12 protein-coding genes and 1 pseudogene are annotated in these 17,979 nt (G+C 53.8%); 8 read left to right on the forward strand and 5 right to left on the reverse strand.

Features of this window, described 5'->3' with window-relative positions:
• Positions 1 to 135: pseudogene (locus Q0N43_RS04830) on the reverse strand (S-(hydroxymethyl)glutathione dehydrogenase); the annotation flags it as partial.
• Positions 136 to 173: 38 nt separating this feature from the next.
• Positions 174 to 1,031: a formyltetrahydrofolate deformylase gene (purU, locus tag Q0N43_RS04835; protein WP_295443316.1), complete on the reverse strand. Its 858-nt coding sequence runs from the start codon at positions 1,029 to 1,031 to the stop codon at positions 174 to 176.
• 240 nt (positions 1,032 to 1,271) lie between these two features.
• Here purU and Q0N43_RS04840 point away from each other — a divergent pair, with 240 nt between their 5' ends.
• The 7 genes from Q0N43_RS04840 (at position 1,272) to Q0N43_RS04870 (ending at position 12,624) form a co-directional block, all read left to right on the forward strand.
• Positions 1,272 to 3,932 (forward strand): TonB-dependent receptor, encoded by a 2,661-nt coding sequence (locus Q0N43_RS04840; protein ID WP_295443319.1) that lies wholly within the window; start codon positions 1,272 to 1,274, stop codon positions 3,930 to 3,932.
• Positions 3,933 to 4,061: 129 nt separating this feature from the next.
• Positions 4,062 to 6,062 carry a tetratricopeptide repeat-containing sulfotransferase family protein gene (locus tag Q0N43_RS04845; RefSeq protein WP_295443567.1) on the forward strand — a complete coding sequence of 667 codons (2,001 nt, stop codon included), beginning with the start codon at positions 4,062 to 4,064 and terminating at the stop codon, positions 6,060 to 6,062.
• 11 nt (positions 6,063 to 6,073) lie between these two features.
• Complete coding sequence (locus Q0N43_RS04850) at positions 6,074 to 7,381, forward strand: MFS transporter (RefSeq protein ID WP_295443322.1); 1,308 nt, start codon at positions 6,074 to 6,076, stop codon at positions 7,379 to 7,381.
• Positions 7,374 to 8,813 (forward strand): aldehyde dehydrogenase family protein, encoded by a 1,440-nt coding sequence (locus Q0N43_RS04855; RefSeq protein ID WP_295443324.1) that lies wholly within the window; start codon positions 7,374 to 7,376, stop codon positions 8,811 to 8,813. Before Q0N43_RS04850 ends, Q0N43_RS04855 begins: the two co-directional genes overlap by 8 nt.
• Entirely contained in the window at positions 8,810 to 9,997 is a 1,188-nt protein-coding gene (locus Q0N43_RS04860) for a mandelate racemase/muconate lactonizing enzyme family protein (protein ID WP_295443328.1), read from the forward strand. Before Q0N43_RS04855 ends, Q0N43_RS04860 begins: the two co-directional genes overlap by 4 nt.
• Entirely contained in the window at positions 9,994 to 11,619 is a 1,626-nt protein-coding gene (locus Q0N43_RS04865) for a GMC family oxidoreductase N-terminal domain-containing protein (RefSeq protein WP_295443331.1), read from the forward strand. The genes Q0N43_RS04860 and Q0N43_RS04865 overlap by 4 nt, the downstream gene beginning before the upstream one ends.
• Positions 11,620 to 11,688: 69 nt before the next feature.
• Positions 11,689 to 12,624 carry a LysR substrate-binding domain-containing protein gene (locus tag Q0N43_RS04870; protein WP_295443334.1) on the forward strand — a complete coding sequence of 312 codons (936 nt, stop codon included), beginning with the start codon at positions 11,689 to 11,691 and terminating at the stop codon, positions 12,622 to 12,624.
• A gap of 10 nt (positions 12,625 to 12,634) precedes the next feature.
• On the opposite strand, the gene Q0N43_RS04875 is transcribed toward Q0N43_RS04870, so the two are convergent.
• From Q0N43_RS04875 to Q0N43_RS04885, 3 genes are all read right to left on the reverse strand, one after another.
• Positions 12,635 to 13,588 carry an NAD(P)-dependent oxidoreductase gene (locus Q0N43_RS04875; protein WP_295443337.1) on the reverse strand — a complete coding sequence of 318 codons (954 nt, stop codon included), beginning with the start codon at positions 13,586 to 13,588 and terminating at the stop codon, positions 12,635 to 12,637.
• Positions 13,589 to 13,734: 146 nt separating this feature from the next.
• Complete coding sequence (locus Q0N43_RS04880; RefSeq protein WP_295443340.1) at positions 13,735 to 14,517, reverse strand: lysophospholipid acyltransferase family protein; 783 nt, start codon at positions 14,515 to 14,517, stop codon at positions 13,735 to 13,737.
• Between the two features lie 116 nt (positions 14,518 to 14,633).
• On the reverse strand, positions 14,634 to 15,398 hold the full coding sequence (locus tag Q0N43_RS04885; RefSeq protein ID WP_295443343.1) for an SDR family oxidoreductase: 765 nt from the start codon (positions 15,396 to 15,398) through the stop codon (positions 14,634 to 14,636).
• Between the two features lie 162 nt (positions 15,399 to 15,560).
• Between Q0N43_RS04885 and Q0N43_RS04890 the strand changes: the two genes are divergently transcribed.
• Positions 15,561 to 17,978: an FAD-dependent oxidoreductase gene (locus Q0N43_RS04890; protein ID WP_295443346.1), complete on the forward strand. Its 2,418-nt coding sequence runs from the start codon at positions 15,561 to 15,563 to the stop codon at positions 17,976 to 17,978.
• The last annotated feature ends 1 nt before the right edge of the window (position 17,979 follow it).

Below are 17,979 nucleotides of genomic sequence, written 5' to 3' on the forward strand. Positions count from 1 at the left end.
ATAGGCATCAGTATGGCAAATGCCAGTCGCCATGATCTCGACCAACACTTCGCCAGCCTTTGGACCTTCCAAATCAAGCTCGACAATCTCCAATGGCTTCTTCGCTTCAAATGCAACGGCTGCGCGGGTCTTCATGGCAGGGATCCTTAATTGTTATGTGATGTGCGCGTATTTTATTTAAACACAATAGTGCGGTTGCCGTTCAGCATCACGCGATGTTCCAAATGGAGCTTGACCGCACGGGCAAGTACCCGGCTTTCGGTGTCTTGGCCCTGCGCAATTAAATCATCGACGGTGTCGGCATGGTCAACGATGGACACGTCCTGCGTGATGATCGGCCCTTCGTCAAGGTCGGCGGTTACATAATGCGCCGTGGCACCAACCATTTTGACGCCCCGTTCATACGCACGGTGATACGGCTTTGCGCCTTTGAATCCCGGCAGAAAGCTGTGGTGAATGTTAATCACACGGCCATCGAGTTTGCGGCAAAGCTGGTCCGACAGGACCTGCATATAACGCGCAAGGATGATGAGATCGACTTGCTGTTCTTCCACCATGGCCAGCAATTTGGCCTCTTGTTCCACCTTGTTTTCTGGCGTGATCGGCAAATGGTGAAAGGCCATGCCTTCATGCTCTGTGCGGCGTTGCCAATTCAAGTGGTTGGATACCACGCTGGTGACTTCCATCGGCAGCCGGTTGGTGGAGGTTCGGTACAGCAGGTCGTTCAAGCAATGACCGCCTTGGCTCACCATGATCATGGCGCGGAGTTTTTTGCGCAAGTCGTGGATGCGCCACTCCAACTGGAAAGCGGTCGCAATGGGCATAAATGCGGCGCTAAAACTTTCTTGTGTCGTTTCGGCGGCGCACGCAATCGCAATACGCATAAAAAACCTGCCGGTATTTTCATCGCTATACTGCGAGCTTTCGACGATGTTGCAATCCTGGCTGGCGATTGAGTTGGCGACAGCGGCGACGATACCCTTTCGGTCCTCGCACATGATTAACAGAACAAAGTCGGCGCCCGTTTTCATCTTGTACCCTACTCCCATAGAAATTGGCCCCCGCCTAGCCTCCCAACGCCGCAGGCACCAACTCGTTCAGGCATATATTAGGTCTTCTAATCGGGATATGTAGATGATGTAATTGATTGACGAATTTATTTTACCAATCGCGAAAATTTGGTCAGTTGCTTGCGTGGGCCTCCAGTTTCAATCTGCAAAGTGGAGTTTAAAAACCCTCGCAATGTCGGGGGATGGTTGAGGGGAAGAAAATTGAAAAGTTATTTGAAAGTTTCGACTGCGGCGCTTGTGATTGCGTCGGCCAGCGTTGGCATCGGCATCAATCCTGCATTTGCTCAACAGTCGGCTGAGGAGCAGGACCGCGGTATTGCGGATATCGTTGTGACCGCAACACGTCGCGAAGAGTCGGTAAACAAAGTTCCGCTCGCGATTACCGCTTTGGGTGGTGACACGCTGAGCGATCTCAACATAACCAAATTCGACAAGTTGATCGAATATCTTCCTAATGTGCGCGCTGCTTCACGCGGTCCTGGTGCATCTTCGATCTTTATTCGTGGCCTCTCGACGGATTCGCCGGGTCTGCAAATTGCCGGTACTGCCGGTGCGCAGCCTACGGTCGCGCTCTACATTAACGATGCACCTGCATCGCTTGTTGGCCGTAACCTTGACCTTTACGCAGTTGACCTTCAGCGCGTCGAAGTTTTGGCAGGCCCACAGGGCACGCTCTTTGGCGCAAGTGCGATGGGCGGCGCGGTCCGCTACATCACGAATAAGCCAGACACGAGCGCGTTTAGCGCCGGTTTCAACTCCAGCTATGCCTTTACCAAGGGCGGTGAAGAAAGCGTTGCCGGCGATGCATTTATCAACATCCCCGTCGTGCAGGATAAGTTGGCCGTTCGCGCCGTATTTTATACCGACCGTCAGGGTGGCTATATTGACAATATTGCGGGGACATACCAAATGCCGTTCAACGGCAATGTTGGCGTTGCCGGAAAATTACCGACGGGCAACCCATTGTTGGTAACTCGGGCTCTTCAGTCGTGTACTGCGGTTCTGAATTGCACAGGAAGCGGTTATCAGGCACCGACGCGCCAGACTATCGATAATGACGCATTTGTCGAAGATAATTATAATGACGCGACCTATCGCGGTGGCCGTATTGCCCTGACTTGGAAGGTGACCGACGATTGGTCTGTCGACCTCATGCACGTGCGCCAGGAACTAGATACTGATGGCGTGTTTGACTTTGAGCCCGATGTTGGTGACCTTAAGGTAACCAAGTTTGCTGATAACAGTCTTCGCGACAAAGTTAACCTGTCTACTTGGGCTGTCAACGGCCGCTTGGGCGCGCTTGACCTGATCTACACGGGTTCGTTTATGAAGCACAGCGCCACTCAGGTTGCTGATTATGCGGGTTATTCGAACATTGGGCTTTATTTGCCTTATTATGAATGTGATGCGGGGGTTTATTATAGCAGCCAGGCCCAGACCGCGGGGAATACATGTTACGCGCCAAACAAAAGCTATCAGGTTCGCAACCGGACTGAGCGTATGACGCAGGAGCTTCGTATCACAACGCCTGTTGACAAGCGCATTCGCGGAACATTCGGTCTATTTTACGACGAGAACAAATTATTCGACAATACCGACTGGTCGTATCTGCAAGAGGCTGCTGGATATATCTACCGCCGTGCGCCGAATGCTTCGGTCAATGCTAACGACACTAGTATTCGTCCCGTCAAGGTCGGCTTCTTTAACGACATCCAACGCAAGGATAAGCAGTTTGCTGCTTATGGTGAAGCCTCGTTCGACATCATTCCTGAAAAGCTGACGCTCACCGGTGGTCTGCGTTACTACAACGAAAAAGCATCGATCAATGGCTCGTCCAATGGTAGCTTTGGCGGAGCACGGGGCGTTTACAATGCCGTTACGGGAACATATTCCGCCGCAGGATCACCGCCCACAACGTATAACGTTAGTGCCAACCTCAATCAGCTTTACGCCGATGCCTCACCTGCAAAATATGATGGCGTATTGTACAAAGCCAACTTGACCTATCGCATCGGCGACGGTTCTCTGGTTTACGCAACCTATTCGGATGGTTTCCGTCCAGGCGGCTTTAACCGGCGTCCTTGTCGTGTACCAAGCGCGATTTGCCCCACCAATGCAGATTTTGTCCGCCTTGGTACATATGTGCCTGACAAGGTACAAAATTATGAAGTTGGTGGGAAGTTCTCACTGCTCGACCGGCGTTTACAGGTCAATTTTGCAGCGTATCAGATCGATTGGAGCAATATCCAGATCACGATATTTGACCAGAATATTTCCAACCAGACCTTTACGACGAACCTGCTTGATGCGCGGATCAGAGGCCTTGAGGGTGATGTAACATGGCGCACAACGCCAGAACTCACATTCAACAGTGCGTTTTCGTATAACGATTCGGAAATGACGAAGTATCGGAAGAATACCACCTTGCTTCGTCCGCTAGGAAGTCCGTTGGCGCTAAGCCCCAAATTCCAGTTCAATGCGCGTATGCATTGGGAAAAGGAACTTTCGTCGGGCCTCGCTCCATTTGCTCAAGTTGGATTTCATTATGTCGGTAAGAGTATTTCCGACGTAATAGACAATGTCGACATTAGGTATGGCGGCAGCACGGCAGTCGTATATAACGGTGTCACGGTCAATCCGGGTGACGTGATTGCGCCAATTAAAGCCGCGCAAAACCTTGGTTCATACAGCACGGTTTCGGCATCGTTCGGCGTCTCCAAAGACGAATGGCGGCTGGAATTATTTGGTGACAACCTGACCGATGAGCGGCCCGAGCTTTACAAGAGCGGGAATGACGGTGAGCTTCGTACAACAACCTCACGTCCACGTACAATCGGACTGCGTTTCTCGTACAAGATTTAAGCACCACGGCGGGCGCCCCTAGGAAACTAGGGGCGCTTTGCCATTTCTGCATTTCTGCATTGCGTTAAGCGTGCGAATTGCTGCAGGGTTCGTGCAATCGTTCGTCACAATATGGGAGAATAGGTGACAATGTTGGCCGAGGCCTCGCCGGATACTATTGACGCCAACTTGCGTGAAGCTCGGTCGCATTTGCAAAATGCCCGCTTGGCTGAAGCAGAGGCCTTGTGCGTTGGCATACTTAAAAACGCATCCGATAACATTGATGCTATGTATACTTTGGCAGTCACGCAGCGGATGCGGCGGCAAGTGCCGTCAGCACTCGCTACTCTTGATGGATTGCTTGCTGTTAACTCAGGCTATGGCCGTGCGTGGCAAGAGCGTGGGCATTGCTTTCGCGATGCCGGTCGTGTCGAAGAAGCGGTCGCTGCTTATCAACGTGCCGTGACGCATAATGGCGCGCTTGTTGCAAGCTGGCGTATTCTTTCCGAATTACATGAAGCGGCTGGGCGCGAAGGGCCGGCTAACTTTTCGCATGCGCAATATACGCATCTGTCTGCCCTTCCGGCTGAGTTGCTAAGCGTCGCGAGCTTTATTCAAGAAGGGCGCATCTACAAGGCCGAGCAATTGTGTCGCGCCTTCCTGCAGCGCAACGGCCACCATGTTGAGGCGATGCGATTGCTTGCCGACATCGGCATGAAATTCAATGCCTATGACGAGGCGGAGTTTCTGCTCGAGTCTTGTAAGGTGCTGGAACCTGACAATGTCAGCGCGCATTTCGACTACGTAAAAGTATTACGTAAGCGGCAAAAGTTCGAACAGGCACTCAGCGAAGCATCAGAACTGCGCGGAAAAGAACCGGGTAATCCCGAGTTTGAAATGTTGTACGCCAATGAAAATCTTGCCGTCGGCAATTTTGATGAAGCGATGTTGATTTATGAGGCCCTGCTTGGGTCAATGCCCAATAATCCGGGTATAAATCTGACCTATGGGCATGCGCTAAAAACCGTTGGCCGACAAAATGAAGCAATTTCCGCCTACCGACGGGCGTATGAAGTGCGGCCGGACTGCGGCGATGCCTATTGGAGCCTCGCCAATCTGAAGACCTACCGGTTTGATGACACCGAAATTGCGCAAATGCAGACGCGACAAGCCTCGCCCATGACGGCGCTTGATGACCGGTATCACTTATGTTTTGCGCTTGGTAAAGCGTTGGAAGATCGGGGCGAATATCGTGCTTCGTTCGAATATTATGAGCTGGGCAATCGTTTAAAGCGTGAGGAGCTGAAATATAATCCGAGCCGACTGTCGAACGAAATGCGGCTGCAACGCGAATTGGTGACGGCTGATCTGCTTGAAAAATTTTCAGGGGCGGGTTGTCCTGCCCGTGACCCGATTTTCATTGTCGGGCTGCCGCGCGCGGGGTCGACCTTGCTGGAACAAATCCTCGCCTCGCACAGCCAAGTGGAAGGGACGATGGAGCTCCCGAATATCTTTGCTTTGGCCTTCCGGCTCGACCGGCAGCGCGTTGTGGGGGAAGAGCCCGAATATCCCTCCAATTTGGCGGATTTGACGCATGAAGATGTGACCCGTTTCGGTGAAGAGTTTATCCGCGACACGCAGGTCTATCGCAAAAAGGGCACGCCCTTCTTCATCGATAAAATGCCAAATAATTTCCGTCATATTGGCCTCATCCACATGATTTTGCCGAACGCCAAAATTATCGATGCGCGGCGCGGAGCCATGGGTTGCTGCTTTAGCGGGTTTAAGCAACTCTTTGCCGAAGGTCAGGAATTTACCTACGGACTAGAGGAAGTCGGGCAATATTATGCCGATTATGTGCAGCTCATGGATCATTGGGATAATGTGCTGCCGGGTAAAATATTGCGCGTCTGTTATGAGGAAGTCGTTGCGGATCTGGAAGCCCAAGTCCGGCGCTTGCTCGATTATTGCGGCCTTCCTTTTGAAGAAGCATGCCTCAATTTCCACCAGAACGAGCGCGCGGTCCGCACCGCGAGCTCGGAACAGGTGCGACAACCCATTTTCAAAAGCGGTGTCGATCAGTGGGAAAATTTCAGCAGTTTTCTGGATCCACTGCGCAATAAATTAGGGCCAGAACTGGCTACAACCTGAGAGGGAGTTTCATGGCGAACAATACACAGTCGGTTCCGGTAAATGTCGATGAAGTCTCCTCGCTGGGGCAGCGTTGGTATGTCCTGATCATCATGATGTTGGTGTATACGATCAGCATCGCGGACCGTTATGTCTTGTCCACATTGCTTGGCCCGATTAGCGAAGAATTGAACCTAAGCGATACGGAAACGGCATGGCTTGGACTGCCGCTGGCGCTTTTCTATGTGATCATGGGCATCCCCTTGTCATGGTTGTGCGACCGAACGAACCGCCGCAACCTTCTGGCCGCGTCGGTTGCAGTCTGGTCATTTATGACGGCGATTACGGGCTATACGCGCGGTTATTTAGACTTGCTTTTGGCCCGTGTGGGCGTTGGCATCGGTGAGGCTGGCGGCACACCGGCGTGCAATTCGATTATTGCTGATTATTTCCCCGCCGACCGGCGTTCCATGGCCATGACCATATTCGCACTGGGCGCGCCCATCGGGGCGTGGCTTGGTTCGGACATTGCGGGCTATGTCTCTACATTGCGCGGCTGGCGCGCCGCTTTCTTTGTGCTGGGCGTACCGGGTATCATTTTGGCGCTGATCATCCTAGTAACGATTAAGGAACCAAAGCGCGGACGCCTTGACCTAGTGCAGGAAGATAAGGCGCCGACAATCATGGAAACGTTGAAATTCCTCTGGTCACAAAAATCGGCCGTGCATGCGATGACGGGCAGCGGCCTGTCTGCACTTTGGGGCTGGGGATTGATGTGGTTCACGCCACTGTTCCTGCAGCGCACTTATGGCATGGATGAAGGCGAAGCTGGCGGCATGTTGGGCTGGATTTATCTTATCGGCGGTATTGGTGCGTCGTTGTTAACGGCATGGGTGGTGGCTCGCCCTACGTATACCGATCCACGAAAAATCGCTCGGCTTTTGGCCGTGGTAACGGCATTGGCCACTATCCCCTCATTCCTTGCATATTATACGCGGGATCTGGGGCTAGCGCAGGTTATGTGGTGGTTGTTTATTCCGGCAATCTATTTCTACATCGGTCCGGCATTTGCACTATGTCAGAACTTGGCTGCACCCAAAATGCGGTCCATGGCCGTGGCTATATCCTTGCTTGTTGCGAATGTTCTGAACCTGATTGTTGCGCCAACTATTGTTGGCAGCCTCAGTGACTTTTTTGATGCTACAGGCGGCGGCAATGCAGATTCTCTACGTCTTGCACAGCTCATTCTCGCGCCAACGGGTTTGTGGGCGGCCTGGCATTATTGGCGCGCCGAAAAATACATTATTGAAGATCAAAAGAGAGCCATTGGATATGTCTAATTCCGCACTTAAGTCTTATATCAATGGCGCATGGGTCTTGCCTGCGACATCCACGGCAACGGTGGATGCGGTAAACCCTGCCACAGAAGAAGTCTGCGCCATTGTTGCGGTTTGCGGGTCCGACGATGCTGATCGGGCCGTCCACGCCGCACGGGCGGCATTTGATGGCTTTGCCGCGACCACGCTTGAACACCGGATTGCCTTGGTGGAGAAGCTGATCACCATTTTTGAGCGACGCTATGACGAAATGGTCAATGCCATTTCGACCGAGATGGGCGCGCCTTATGACTTGTCGCACGATGCGCAGGCGGAAAGCGGTCCCGGCCATTTGAAAGCGACGGTTAAAGCCGTGCGTGAAATGACTTGGGAATATGATGTCGGCACAGATGGCATTGTCACGCATGAACCTATCGGCGTCTGCGTGCTGATCACGCCATGGAATTGGCCGATAAATCAGATCGTCTGCAAGGTGGGTCCTGCGCTTATTACCGGTTGTACGATGGTATTGAAACCCAGCGAGATTGCGCCATTGTCAGCGCAATTATTCGCCGAGATGGTCGAAGAGGCCGGATTTCCGAACGGCGTATTCAACATGGTCCACGGCACGGGTGCGTCGGTCGGCGATACGCTGACCAGCCACCCCGAAGTCGACATGATCTCCTTCACCGGATCGACACGGGCGGGCATTCAAATTGCCAAAAACGCCGCAGATACGGTCAAGCGTGTTGCCCAAGAACTGGGTGGAAAATCAGCTAATATCGTTTTTGCGGACAGCGATTTGGAAGCAGCGGTCACGCGCGGCGTTTTGGATTGCTATGGCAATACCGGCCAATCGTGCAACGCACCGACGCGTATGCTTGTCGAAAAATCGGTTTATGACGCGGCAGTTGCCATTGCGGCCCGTGTTGCGAAAGCCGCAGTGCTTGGCGACCCGATGGAGAAAGGGCCGCATTATGGCCCGGTGGTCAGCAAGGCGCATTATGACAAGATACAGGCCCTTATTCAGGTCGGGATTGATGAAGGTGCGCAGCTTGTTGCCGGCGGCACTGGCCGGGCCGAGGGCTTTGATCGGGGCTATTATGTGAAACCCACGGTCTTTGCCGGCGTCCATAACAAGATGCGTATCGCGCAAGAAGAAGTGTTCGGGCCAGTGCTCGTGCTGATTCCCTTTAAAGATGAAGCCGATGCCATCGCTATCGCCAATGACTCGCCATATGGCCTTTATGCGTATGTGCAGACCAGCGACATGGATCGTGCGCACCGTGTCGCGCGGCGTATGCGGGTGGGCGGTGTGAGCATCAATGGCACAAGCCAGGATTATATGGCGCCGTTTGGTGGGTATAAACAATCGGGTAATGGCCGCGAATATGGCGAGTTTGGGGTTCGCGATTTTCTGGAGATTAAATCGATCAGCGGGTTCCGCACTGCATGAAGCTGACCGATATCGAAACCTTTGTCGTGGGCAATCCGCCGCCGCATTTTGGCGGACGCTATTTTGTCTTCGTCAAGATAACGACCGACAGCGGTGTGTCGGGCATTGGTGAGGCCTATTGCGTGCCGTTTGAACCGCATCTTGTGGCCAAAATGATCGAGGATGTGTTTGCGCGTTATGTCGCAGGCAATGACCCGCACGATATCGAAAATATGTGGCGCAGAGTGTATTCCAGCGGCTTTACCCAGCATCCCGATTTGACCCTGATGGGGGTTTTGTCCGCGCTCGAAATGGCGTGTTGGGACATCATCGGCAAAGAGGCGAACAAACCAGTTTACAAGTTGCTTGGCGGACAGGTGCATGAACGATTGCGCGCCTATACCTATATCTATCCGCGACCCAGCGATACAAAAGACGTATATCACGACCCCGACCTCGCGGCGGAGCGGTCGGCGGAATATTTGGCCCAAGGCTTTACCGCATTGAAATTTGATCCCGCAGGTCCGTATTCCGCGTTTGATGGGCGGCAATTGTCGTTGGAAGCCCTTGATCTGTGCGAACGCTTTGCAAAGTCTTTGCGCGAAGCGGTTGGCATGAAAGCCGACCTATTATTTGGCACGCATGGCCAAATGACGGCGGCGGGTGCCATTCGCCTTGCGAAGCGGCTAGAGACTTATGACCCTTTGTGGTTGGAAGAACCCGTGCCGCCCGATGCGCCCGAAGAAATGGCGAAGGTGGCAAGAGCAACATCGATTCCCATTGCAACGGGTGAACGGCTGACAACCAAATATGATTTCGCACGGCTGTTGCGCGCGGGCGCGGCGGCCATTTTGCAAATGAATCTTGGCCGGGTCGGCGGCATATTGGAAGCAAAGAAAATCGCCGCCATGGCGGAGGTTGATCATGTCCAGATTGCGCCGCATTTATATTGCGGACCAATTGTCGGCGCGGCCAATATCCAGATTGCGACGTGCTCGCCCAACTTCCTTATTCTTGAAAGCATTGAGAGTTGGGGTGGCTTTCACACCGAAATCCTGAAATCACCCATCCGTTTTGAAGAGGGGCATGTCATCCCGTCGACTGCGCCTGGTCTAGGGGTGGAATTGAACGAAGATGTCGCGCGCGCCAACCCCTATACGGGTAATATGCTCCACCTTGAAATGACGCAGCACCCCGTTCAGTGACTGAGGAATTCGACTATATCATCGTCGGCGCAGGCACCGCGGGTTGTGTGCTTGCCAACCGGTTGACCGAAGACGGCAAATACAGCGTCTTGTTGCTTGAGGCAGGCGGCAGCGATTGGTCCATCTGGATTCAAATGCCCATTGGCTATGGCCGCACCTTTTTCGACAAGCGGATTAACTGGATGTACGATACCGAGCCAGTTGAAGCGCTTGGGGGCAGGCGAAGCTACTGGCCGCGCGGCAAGGTGATTGGCGGTTCGGGCTCGATCAATGCCATGGTCTATGTGCGCGGACAGCCGTGCGATTTTGATGACTGGAAAGCCTTGGGCAACGCAGGCTGGGGCTGGGACGATGTGCTGCCTTATTTCAAAAAGTCAGAGGATTTCGACTGGCATAGCGCGCATCACGGCCAGGGCGGGCCGCAGCATGTCACCGATGCTTCGCCATTTGCGCACCCCATCTGCCGTAGCTTTATCGAGTCTGCGCAGGCATTGGGCTTTCCTGCCAGCAGTGACTTCAACGGCGGCCGGCCAGAGGGCGTGGGATATTATCAAATCAACACGCGTGGCGGTTGGCGTGCATCAACGGCGAATGCGTTTTTGCATCCGGCGCGCAAGCGCAAGACGTTGAAGCTTCAGACATTAGCGCATGTTTCGCGCATATTGTTCGAAGGACGACGCGCAGTAGGCGTTGCTTATACCTGCAAAGGCGTAAGCAAAGAGGCAAAGGCGCGGCGCGAGGTCATTCTTTCGGGCGGCGCGATTAACTCGCCCCAATTGTTAATGCTGTCGGGTATCGGTCCCGCGGAGCATTTGAAAAATGTCGGCATCGATCCGCTGATCGACGCCAAGGCCGTTGGCCGTAACTTGCAGGACCATATTGCCGTGTCCTATTTCTACAAGGTCCGGACGGCAACGTTGAATGATGTGCTCCACCCGTTGCTGGGCAAATTGCGGGCTGGTTTGCGTTATGTCGCAGACCGGGCAGGACCATTGTCGTTAAGCGTCAATCAAAGTGGTGGGTTCGTGCGGAGCGATGCGACCAAAGAGCACCCCAATTTGCAACTCTATTTCAGCCCGGTCAGCTACACCAAGACCCCCTTGTCGGAACGCAAACTGCTGAATCCCGATCCGTTTTCGGCATTTTTGCTGTCGCACAACCCTTGCCGCCCAACCAGTCGGGGGCATATTGAACTTAACAGTTCGGACTCTTCCGAACATCCTGCCATCCATCCCAATTATCTGGCAACGCAGGCGGACATTGACGACGTATTGGCCGGTAATCGGATATTGCGCCAGCTCGCGGCGACCAAGCCGCTTGCCGATATAATAACCGAGGAGCTTATTCCGGGCGCGCAGGTTGACGGTGATGAAGCCTTGTTGGCTGACTTCCGCGCCCGCGCCGACACGGTGTATCATCCGACAAGCAGTTGTATGATGGGGACGGACCCTGCCACTTCGGTGGTTGACGTTCGCTTACGCGTGCACGGCATTGAGGGCTTGCGGGTGGTCGATGCATCCGTGTTTCCGACTATTACATCAGGAAATACCAACGCACCAACGGTCATGGTCGCGGAAAAAGGCGCTGCGATGATTTTGGAAGACGCAAAATTGATGCGTTAATTTAATTTACCAGTCCTTTTCGGCTGTGCTATTCCCGTGCCACCGCGCGAATCTGGGGAGGGAGTGGCAATGCATCCGAAGATTGATCTTAAGCAATTGCCGCCTTTAAAAGCGCTGAAAGGCTTTGAAGCGGCGACGCGTCACCAAAGTATCCGCGATGCGGCCGATGAGCTTTGCCTGACGCACCCTGCGGTCAGCCATCAAGTTCAGCTTATCGAAGATGCGCTGGGCGTAACTTTGTTCGTTCAAGAAGGACGCCATATTGTCTCGACCGAAGAGGGCAAGGTGCTTTACCCTTATGTGCGGGCCGCGTTTGAATCATTGTTGGAGGGCGTCGAAGAAGTTCATCGCAATGCCCTGGATAAGCCGCTTCGGGTGCAAACCTATGTGACGGCGTCAATCCGCTGGCTTGCAAAGCGCGTGCCGCAATTTCTGGCTGACCATCCCGAAATCAAACTCACGCTCAATACGTGCGCGGTTGAATGGGAATTTGACGATGTGCATGCTGATGTTGGGTTGGTCTATTGCGCAACCGAACCCGACCCGGCCAAGTTTCATTGGGTACCGCTGTATGAATATGCCCTATTCCCGGTATGCAGTCCTGAGGTGGCAGCAGCCATGGGGCAGAATCCCGCCCCACAACAATTGATGACTAAACCTCTCGTCGCCATTTACACCGAAGTGCAGAACTGGGAAACGTGGTTTGCTTCTGCCGGTGCCGAGTTTGAACCTTCCGTGCCGTATCTTATGGTTGATACCTTGGCTGTTGCGCTTGAAATGGCGCTAAATGGCGAAGGGATTGCTCTGGTCAACGGCCCGTTTGTGGATCAGGACCTAGCCGCAGGCCGGTTGGTGCAGCCTATCGCGCACAAGGCGGTATGTCCCGGCGCGTGGGGGTTGATCTGCCGTAAAGATATGCGGGAGAATCCCCGAATCCGGACTTTCATGGATTGGGTGTTCAAAAATGTCGCAGATAGCCAGTCGGCTAAGGTTGCGGCCAGCTAGGTCCTAAGTCTTAGCGCTTGGCCACAACTTCGTACCCGGGTTCTTCGGGTTCATCATCGACCATATCGGCAGGGAAGCCAGTGCCCAACACTTTAATTCCAAGCGGCTCTTCATAGCGGCGGATGATGTTCGGTGAAAACTCACGCGGACCGTAGGCGGCCTCACCCTCTTTGAATATCTTCACGATAAGCGGCGAAAGCTCAACGGGCACATTGGCAGCATGGGCAATTTTGTCGAACAGGCCGACATCCTTGCTGACCAGATCCATCGTAAAGTTGATGTCGCGGCTTCCGTTCAGGATAACCTGACTTTCGGTTTCATGGACAAAGCTGTTGCCCGATGAAATCCGGATAGCTTCATATGTTGTGTTCATATCAAGGCCGATCGCCTTGCATGTCGTCAACGCCTCAGCCAACGCAACGAGATGCACAGTGCATAGATAGTTCGTCATCACCTTCAGTTGCGATGCAGTCCCCAGATCGCCTGTGTGCAATATGCGGCGTCCCATCGTTGTCAAAACAGGCAGAACGAATTCGAACGCGGCACGTGGGCCGCCAGCGAAAATCGCGATATTGCCCGTGTCGGCACGGTGACAGCCGCCGGAGACGGGACATTCCATAAACATCGCGCCGCGCGCTTCGACGAGCGCGCCAAGTCGTATGATTTCACTGTAATCGGTGGTGCTCATTTCAAGCCACGCTTGCCCTGGGCGCATCACTTGCAAAAAGCCATCTTCGCCTTCGGCCACGGCTGCACTGGCGGCAGGCGATGGCAGGCAGGTGACGATTAAATCAACAGCCTCGCCCAGTAACTTGGGTGAGGCCGCCGATGACGCGCCGCGCGCGACATATTCGGCGACTAAAGCGTCATCAAGATCACGGACAGTCACGTCATGTCCGTTACGGATCAGGCTTCCCGCCAGTTTTCCGCCGACATTGCCAAGCCCGATAAATCCGATTTTCATGATTGCACCCAGTTGTTTTTCAAAAAGCGTTACCCGCCGATTGAAAAAGTTAGAGCGCCGTCGATGCGTGGCCACAATTGAAAAATTTGGCCGATTGGGTGAATTATTTTGCTATTCCTGCGCGTATGGCAGCGTAGCTGGCTGTTTTAGTAAACGTCGTAACCAAGCTTTGCAGATAATGCCTCGGCCATCCGTGTCCGCGCAAGGGCGCACACAAGTTTACGGTCAGCAAGCGCGCCGGGGTCGAACGGTTCGAGGAAATGCACACCAACGTCATAGCTGCCAGGCCGCGTAAATGCGCGCCACGCGCTTTCCCAGCCGGTTTCTTCGCCCAGCCAAGCTATCTCTGGGCCATCATTGCCGAAATCGATCAACACAGGTTGAATCAGCATTGGCTTGGGTGGCGGAGCCAAGGTCGCAAACAGGGATTGTTTGAACGGCAAAAGCCCACTGCCATCGGACGTCGTACCTTCTGGAAAAAGCGTTACCGACCAATTTTCTGCAATCGCTTCGCGCAATTCGGCCACTTGCTGAGCGACATTTTGTTTTTCGCTGCGGCTAATGAAAACGGTTCGGTTCAGTTTTGCGAGCCAGCCAATCACTGGCCAATCCCTCACACCATCCTGCGCCACAAAAGAAGAGCCGGTAATCCCCGCCAAAATCGGGATATCGTGCCACGAGATATGGTTGGCGACAAAGAATACGTCTTTGCGCAATGGATTTCCGTAAACCGTTACCCGCGCGCCCAGCGCACGTGTGGAAATGCGCAGGAACAACATAGCCCATGGCGAAGGCAGTTTTAGCAGATGCCAGACGAGATGTAGTGGTAACAAAGCCACCAACGGTAACGCGATCCAAAGCACCCGAACGATGCACAGAGCATAGGCCTGAACATCTAACTTCCGGATAGAAATGGAAATGGTTGCCATTGAGCTTCGCTTTACAGTTAAGATTTCTTCTCAGACCCCTTCGCCGTAGATGTCAACTGTGACTATGTTGTGACGGTGTAAGGGGACGGCGTTTCTGCCAGTCCACGCAAAATCCTTCAACGTTTTTTCAAACGAAGATCATCCCAACTGGCATCCGCGACCCATCCGCCGTCTACAGGGAGGCTAACGCCGTTTATAAAGCTGTCTTCCTGCGCCAGAAACGCAATGGCACGCGCAACATCTTCTGGTTTTGCAAAACGGCCCATGGGCACGCGGTTGATAATGTCTGAATCAGAATAGGCGCCCGAACCTTGGTCCGCTTCGTCCATTTCGGTCTTGATCCAGCCGGGACATATCGCGTTGACGCGCACGCCGCGACTGCCCCATTCGGCGGCAAGTGTGCGTGTTAATCCGATCAGCCCATGTTTTGACGCGTTATAGGCCGAACGGTCGATAACGCCGTGCAAGCCCGCAATTGAGGCGACGTTAACAATATTACCCTGCCGACGCGCCAGCATTTGCTTGCCAAATTCCCGGCACAACAAAAACGGTCCGGTCAGATTAATGTCCATGACGCGCTGCCATTGGTCTAGGCTTGTGTCTTCGGCGGGGCATATCATGCTGATACCGGCATTATTTACAAGGACGTCGACTGCCGTGTGATCGCGCGCAACTTTTTCGGCCAGTTCGGTCACGAAAGCTTCCGAGGAAATGTCACCCGACACAGCGGATACGCTTTGCCCAAGGGCCGATAGCGTTTCGATTTGCGCATCAAGCGGCTGCACATCTGTCAGGACGACATGATATCCCATCGCGGCAAACGTCTTCGCGGTCGTATAGCCGACCCCTTGCGCAGCACCCGTAACCAATACAACCCGCATGTTTTACCTTCATATCAGAATATTATATTGCCTTCCTTACAGACACCATCGGTTGTGATCCAAAAATTTTTTTAACCGATCCCGTCATATTCCCCATTTGTGCCTGACCTTGAACCCGCCATAAGGTTCGACGAATTTAATGCCTAAAGGAGCACGGCTGTCATGCAAACATCGGCGCGGGTTGTCATCATTGGCGGGGGCATAATGGGCGCCTCGCTGCTATACCATCTCGCTGAGCTTGGATGGACCGACTGCTTGTTGATCGAAAAGGATGAGCTGACGTCCGGCTCGACTTGGCACGCCGCCGGGCAGTGCCCGAACATCACCGGAAGCTATAATCTCGCCAAAATGCATGCGTATAGCAATCAGCTTTATCCAAAGCTTGAAGGGCTGACGGGGCAATATGTGAGCTGGCATAAATCCGGCGGAATTCGCCTTGCGACCAACGGGCGCGAGTTGGCTTGGATGCGCTATATCGAGGGTTTTTCCAAAATCATCGGCTTTGAAATGGAAATTATCCCGCCAGAGGAGATCCTGCGCCATAATCCTTTTATGACACTCGAAGGGGTCATTGCGGGCGCACGTACAACTGAGGACGGACATGCTGATCCTTCTGGTATCTGCAATGCGCTTGCGATTGGTGCGAAGAACATGGGCGCAAAGATTGTCCGCAAAAACCGTGTGACTGGGCTGACCCAATTGCCGTCGGGCGAATGGGATGTTGAGACGGAAAAAGGCACGATTAGAGCAGAAATCGTCGTGAACGCCGCGGGCTGCTATGCTCGGCAAATCGCGCAAATGGCGGGTATCGATATTCCGGTGACCAATATGGAGCATCATTATGTCGTCACCGATCCCATTCCGGCGTTTAAGGATCGCGAGGAGGAAATCCCGGTTATGCGCTGTCCGCATGTATCGGGCTATTTCCGGCAGGAACAGAAAAGCGGCCTGATAGGCGTGTATGAAACGACAGGCTTGGCCGAGGCGTGGGCACCACGCGGCGGGCACCCGGAATGGGATTCGACCAGCGAGCTGTTCCCCGAGGACCTTGAGCGGATTGCCCCATGGCTTGAACGCGCGATTGAGCGGATGCCGATATTTGGCGAGGTTGGCCTGCGGCGCTTTGTAAATGGCGCTATCCCGCATACCCCTGATGGCGGGCCTTTATTGGGGCCAGCGGTAGGGCTGAAAAATTTCTGGCATTGCTGCGGCACCAGCTTTGGTATTGCGCAAGGCGGCGGCGCTGGCAAGTATATGGCGCAATGGATGGTGTTTGGCGATGCCGACATCAACATGACCGAGTTCGACCCGCGCCGTTATGGCCCTTATGCGGACGAAAATTACAGCCGCGACAAGGTTTTCCTCGATTACCGGATGACGTTTACGACGCGACTTCCGGGTGAAGAAGAACCCGACGGTCGTTCACAAAAGACCAGCGCGCTATATGGCAAATTGCTGTCGGCGGGTGCTGTCTATGGCGAAACCTATGGCTGGGAACGGCCCAAATATTTCGCGCTTGACGGGGCCGAGGAGCAAGGCGGCTATCAACGCACCAACAGCTTCGACGCGGTCGCCGCCGAGGTGAAAGCCGTTGCCGAAGGCGTCGGTGTGCTCGATCTGTCCGGTTTTGCCAAATATGACGTGTGCGGGCCCGATGCCGAGGCTTTCCTCAACCGTATTTGTGCGAACCGTATGCCAAAGAAAGTGGGCGGTATCGGCTTGGTACATCCACTGTCGGTTCAAGGGCGCATTTACGGCGAAATGACGGTCACGCGCTTTGCCGACGATCATTTTTATTGCCTGTCGGCGGCGGCGGCCGAACAACGTGACTGGGATTTGCTGATTCAAAGCAAATTGCCGCATGAGGATGTAACCATCCGCAATTTGACGATGGACTTGGGCGTGCTGGTGATGAACGGCCCACGTTCGCGCGATGTGCTGGCAAAGCTCACCAATGCGGACTTAACGAATGACGGTTTCCGCTGGTTAAGTGGTCAAGAGATCACAATCGCGGGCATAAAAATGCGCGCGCTGCGTGTGTCCTACGCCGGTGAGCTTGGGTGGGAGCTGCATCCTGCGATGGAGGATCTTGCGGCGCTTTATGATGCTGTTTGGGAATCTGGGCAGGAATATGGCATCGTCAATTACGGGCTATATGCCGCAAATACGATGCGGATCGAAAAAGGCTATAAGGCTTGGGGTTCCGAACTCACGAACGAATTGACAATGATTGAGGCCGACATGCCGCGCTTCATCAATTTCAACAAGGATGACTTTGTCGGCAAGCAAGCGACACTCGATGCGCCCGACCGCTTCCGCATCGTTTATGGTGCGGTGGACGCTGCCAATGTCGACGTGCGCGGCGCAGAACCATGTTTGATTGGCGACCAATGCATCGGCCTGACGACGTCAGGTGGCTACGGCCACCGTGTGGGTAAAAGCCTGTTCTTTGCTTGCGTGCCGATTGAAAATGCAGCGCCCGGGTCCCGTTTCGACATCATGCTACAGGGCGAACGACGTGTTGGAACGGTGCTGGAGCATCCTGCCTATGATCCCGATAACGCAAAAATGAAGGTGTAAT

The sequence above is a fragment of the Sphingorhabdus sp. EL138 genome (assembly GCF_945882965.1).
In the GTDB taxonomy this organism is placed as follows: domain Bacteria; phylum Pseudomonadota; class Alphaproteobacteria; order Sphingomonadales; family Sphingomonadaceae; genus Sphingorhabdus_B.